Annotated in this window: 4 protein-coding genes; all 4 read left to right on the top strand. The window is 56.9% G+C overall.

The features are described from left to right. The first annotated feature begins 450 nt into the window (after window positions 1-450). Genes VWY60_RS02495 through VWY60_RS02480 form a run of 4 tightly spaced genes read left to right on the top strand, consistent with a single transcriptional unit; the run spans window position 451 to window position 4,163 of the window. Window positions 451-1,401: a glycosyltransferase family 2 protein gene (locus tag VWY60_RS02495; protein WP_416539724.1), complete on the top strand. Its 951-nt coding sequence runs from the start codon at window positions 451-453 to the stop codon at window positions 1,399-1,401. Between the two features lie 2 nt (window positions 1,402-1,403). Then, entirely contained in the window at window positions 1,404-2,201 is a 798-nt protein-coding gene (locus VWY60_RS02490) for an NAD-dependent epimerase/dehydratase family protein (protein WP_416536354.1), read from the top strand. Next, complete coding sequence (locus tag VWY60_RS02485) at window positions 2,194-2,970, top strand: glycosyltransferase family 2 protein (protein ID WP_340547862.1); 777 nt, start codon at window positions 2,194-2,196, stop codon at window positions 2,968-2,970. Before VWY60_RS02490 ends, VWY60_RS02485 begins: the two co-directional genes overlap by 8 nt. After that, window positions 2,967-4,163 carry a DegT/DnrJ/EryC1/StrS family aminotransferase gene (locus tag VWY60_RS02480; protein ID WP_416539723.1) on the top strand — a complete coding sequence of 399 codons (1,197 nt, stop codon included), beginning with the start codon at window positions 2,967-2,969 and terminating at the stop codon, window positions 4,161-4,163. The genes VWY60_RS02485 and VWY60_RS02480 overlap by 4 nt, the downstream gene beginning before the upstream one ends. Window positions 4,164-4,215: the final 52 nt, after the last annotated feature.

Genomic DNA, 4,215 nt, shown 5'->3' with positions numbered 1-4,215 from the left:
GCATCGATGAAATATCACAACCTTAAACCTCGCTCCGGCGGGGATCTTCGCGTTCAGGCACAGGCACTGGATGCACTACCGAAGTAAAATAGCGCCCCAGCGCCTACAGCCATCATACCAGTCATGAAACGAGGCGCACCAAACCAAAGCGGTACACATCAGCGCGGAAAACCCCGCCGCCTGAACGCTTGACCGCAACGGCGGGCGCGATCCGAAGAAAGGGCGACCTTGATACTGCAAGCGCTCGTTCAGCTCTAACAGCTCCTTAGCATTGGCGATCCTTTACACCGAAGGCCACGTCGCGGTCCTGCTCTTCCACCAGGATTCTGGCTATTGTCGCTAGGGACTTTTAGAAACGGACGCGACTTAACTCAAATTTATTTCTTATGGGCGTATCTTCGGGATCGTGAGCGCAGTTCGTTGCGCGTGCTTTGCTGGAGAACCGGTCACATGCAGTTTCGCTCTTTCAATGCTCCTGATCCAGATACAGACGATCGTCCTCTGGTGACGGTTTTCTGCGCCGTCTGGCATAAGCAGCCGAACAAGCACGAGTTATTGCGATCTCATTGGGAGAATCTGAAGGCACAGTCGATCCCGGTTGAGCCTTGCTACATCTTTGACAATGGTGATGTTGCCCCCGAGTGGCTGGACGCGCCCTGGCACAGTTTTGACGAGCCGCTCACGATCTACGAGGCCTGGTCCGCAGCAACTGCACTGGCACGTACCAAATATATCATGAACCTTAATATGGATGATCGCCTGGCCACCAATGCCGTTCAGGCGATGGTCGCCGCAGCGATTGCGACCAAATCCGCATTGGTTGGTGGTGAATGGCTCGTCAGCTTTGATGAAAGTCACCTCGACCAAAAGTTTGCTGTCGAAGACCTCTGGGATACCTGCTTCGCTGCCGATTGGCCGCCGAAGAAACAATCAAATCTGCGGCTTGGCAGCGGAACGGCTGAGCGGGGAACATATGGACCTGCCACACTGTGGAGCCTGGAGCAGGTCGGCCCGTGGTATCCGAGCTACTTCGGCAACCAGACACCGATCAAATCGATTGGCGATGCCATCTTCTGGCAGGTCCTTGCCAAGAATAATCGCAAGTTCACGCGGATCCCGATGGTGGTCGGCCGGTACTATTCTGACGAGACATCCCAGGCCGAATTCCGCCCGCACCAGGACAATGAGTACCTGCGTGATCACGGGATCAGTCGCGCTTCCTTTGCCGATTTCATCACCTCGGGTGATTTTTCCAAATGGCCCGGCCTTGCTCCCGCGGCTGGTGTCCCGGACCCTGTCGAGCTGAATAAAATCGAACGAGCCAGTGCGGAGCTGGCCGCGAAATTTCGTTCAATGGGGTTGAGAGCGCATGGCGCGGCCCAAAGCATCTCGATGCAGTGACCATGTCGCAACGTATCTTCATAACCGGCAGCGGCGGTATCGTTGGCCGCCACGCCATGGCTGCTCTGGCAGAGCTTGCGCCTGATGCGGTTGTGATCCGCAACACCGCAGATCTGACAAAACCCGATGAGATTGCCCAGGTCATCAACACGGCGGGCCCGCTTGATCTGGTCATCCACCTTGCTGCCATGGTGCCGGTCAAGGCGGTGCAGGGCGATCCCGGCGGCGCCTTTGCTGTGAACGCTGGCGGCACGATCAACCTTCTGGCTGCGCTTGGCAATACTCATGCCCGGATGCTTCTGTGTTCCTCCAGCCATGTCTATGCGAGCAAAGAGACGCCAATTTTCGAAACCGATACCATCGAACCGGTTTCACTTTATGGTCAGACCAAGCGGATGGCAGAGCTGGCTGCGCAACAGATTTGCGCCGCGACGGGTCGCTCGCTCTGCATCGCCAGATTGTTTTCGATCCACGACCCTGAACAATCTGGAAGCTATCTGCGCCCGACGCTTGTCACTCGGTTGAAGACCGCCGTGCCGGAGGCGCCGTTTGACCTCTACGGTGCCGGCAGTCGGCGGGATTTTCTGCCCGCTGCACAGGCGGCGCGCCTTATTGTCGAACTCGCTCTTTCGGATGCCGAGGGGCCGGTCAACGTCGGCTCCGGGTGTGCGATGACGGTAGCAGATTTTGCCCAATCCCTTGCTCCTTTCCCTTTGAACATACGGCCCCTGGGCCAGAACGACACGCTAGAGGCCGATGTCACGCGCCTGCGTGCGATCCTTGGAGAACGCCATGACTAAGAGAGTTTCCATTGTAGTTCCCACATTTAACCGTGCGGATATGCTGCCCAAGGCAATCGACAGTGCGCTTGATCAGACGGTCGCCTGCGAAGTGATCGTCGTAGATCACGGGTCGACTGATCATACGCCGCAGGTTGCCGCGGAATATGGTGATAAGATCATCTACGTCCGGCGGGAAAAGGACTTCGGCCCGCATTTTTGCTGGCTTGAGGGCGTCCTGCATGCATCTGGCGAATTTGTTCACCTGCAGTATGACGATGACTGGATTGCTCCGACCTTCATTGAAAAATGCCTGGCTGTCATCAGCGATGATGTCGGCTTTGCCTTCACCGGGGCTGAGGTTGTCGACAATAAAACCGGCAAGCAGATGATGACGCAGTTCTTGGGATGGCTGCCGGATACGGGTATTTTTGAGAACCGCCTGGCGGAAGAAAACATCGTCGGATCCCTGATCTCCCCCGGCGCGGCTCTGTTTCGGCGCCAGGTATTGATCGATGCGCTCTACCAGGGGCGGTTGCCGCTGCAAAACAGCGAATACCACGGGGTTGGGCCAGATATCTTCGCCTCGCTGCTATCGATGCTGCGATATCCGAAGGTTGGCTTTGTGAAGGAACCTCTTGCCAGTTTCCGGGCTCATGATGGCTCGATCACCATCGACGCGCTGAAAGATCAGAAGAAGGCCGCCAACATCACCGCCGCTTACAACGAGGTGCGACATTACTACGTCGAGTTAAAGGCGATGCAGGCTGTTAGAGGGGCGCAAGCATGAAGAATTTTCAGCCACCGCGGCCGATCACCCTGGCCCAGGACACCATCTCGCGACGGGAACTGCAGCAGACCGCCGATTGGATGATGGCGGGGAATCGCCTGACAAAGGCGGAAGAAACAACCGCCTTCGAAGCCGAGTTCGCGGCATGGATGGGCTGCAAACATGCGGTATTTGTGAACTCGGGCTCGTCTGCAAACCTGTTGATGATATATGCCGCGCGCGAAGCCGGACGGTTGCGGAACAACAAGGTGATCGCGCCCGCCGTCAGCTGGGTGACCACGGTGTCCCCACTTATCCAGTTCGGTTTTGATGTGCGGCTTTGCGACTGCGATCCGACCAATCTCGGGCTGGATCTGGATCATCTCGAACGGCTCTGCAAGGAGGAGGCTCCGGCCCTGCTGATCCTTGTGCATGTGCTTGGTCACGCCAACCATATGGCGGCGATCCGGGACATCTGCGAACGGTATGATGTCCTCTTGCTGGAGGACAGCTGCGAAGCCCTGGGATCGGTCAGCGACGGGCGAAAACTCGGCTGTCATGGGACTGCGGGCAGTTTCTCATTCTATTACGGGCATCATATCTCGACGATCGAAGGGGGGATGGTTGTCACCGATGACAGTGAGCTCCATCAGGTCATGCTGTCGCTGCGGTCTCATGGCTGGAGCCGGGATCTCAACCCGACATTGCGCGATCAGCTGCAGCAAGACCACAATATCGACGATTTCCGCAACCTTTACACCTTCTACTACGCCGGGTTTAACCTGCGCTCGACGGATCTGCAGGCCTTCATCGGGCGTCAGCAAATTCTGAAACTCGATGATATCTGCCGGGTTCGCGAACGAAATTTTGACATCTACGCCGCGCAGTTGCGGGGTTATTATCGTCAGGACAGCGAGACTGAGCTGTTATCCTCCTTCGCCTATGGCACCTTGGTGGAGAACAGGATGGAGGTATTCGAGCACCTCAGGGACCAGGATATCGAGTGTCGACCGCTCATCTGCGGAAATATCGCGCGCCATCCGTTCTGGATCCGGCATTACGGGCATCAGGTGCTGCCAAACGCAGATCTGATTCACGACTATGGGATTTACCTGCCCAACCACCATAATTTGTCGCCGACGGATGTGACCTGCGTCACCGACGTGTTCAAGGCGGTTGCGCGTCCCAAGAGCATTCATGACCGCGCAGCCTGAGCTGCGGCCGATGGCGATTTCCAGAAACAACGGACAGCAAAATGCCAAGTGT

Origin of the sequence: Phaeobacter sp. JH20_26 (genome assembly GCF_048056275.1) — a bacterium.
Taxonomy (GTDB): domain Bacteria; phylum Pseudomonadota; class Alphaproteobacteria; order Rhodobacterales; family Rhodobacteraceae; genus Phaeobacter; species Phaeobacter bryozoorum.
Note: the sequence above shows the minus strand (reverse complement) of the source record. Positions and strands in the feature narration are given on the sequence as shown.

What these genes read in the sequence shown, in the direction of transcription:
- VWY60_RS02495 (WP_416539724.1), top strand. Translation starts at nt 451, where the DNA reads ATGCAGTTTCGCTCTTTCAATGCTCCTGATCCAGATACAGACGATCGT.
- VWY60_RS02490 (WP_416536354.1), top strand. Translation starts at nt 1,404, where the DNA reads ATGTCGCAACGTATCTTCATAACCGGCAGCGGCGGTATCGTTGGCCGC.
- VWY60_RS02485 (WP_340547862.1), top strand. Translation starts at nt 2,194, where the DNA reads ATGACTAAGAGAGTTTCCATTGTAGTTCCCACATTTAACCGTGCGGAT.
- VWY60_RS02480 (WP_416539723.1), top strand. Translation starts at nt 2,967, where the DNA reads ATGAAGAATTTTCAGCCACCGCGGCCGATCACCCTGGCCCAGGACACC.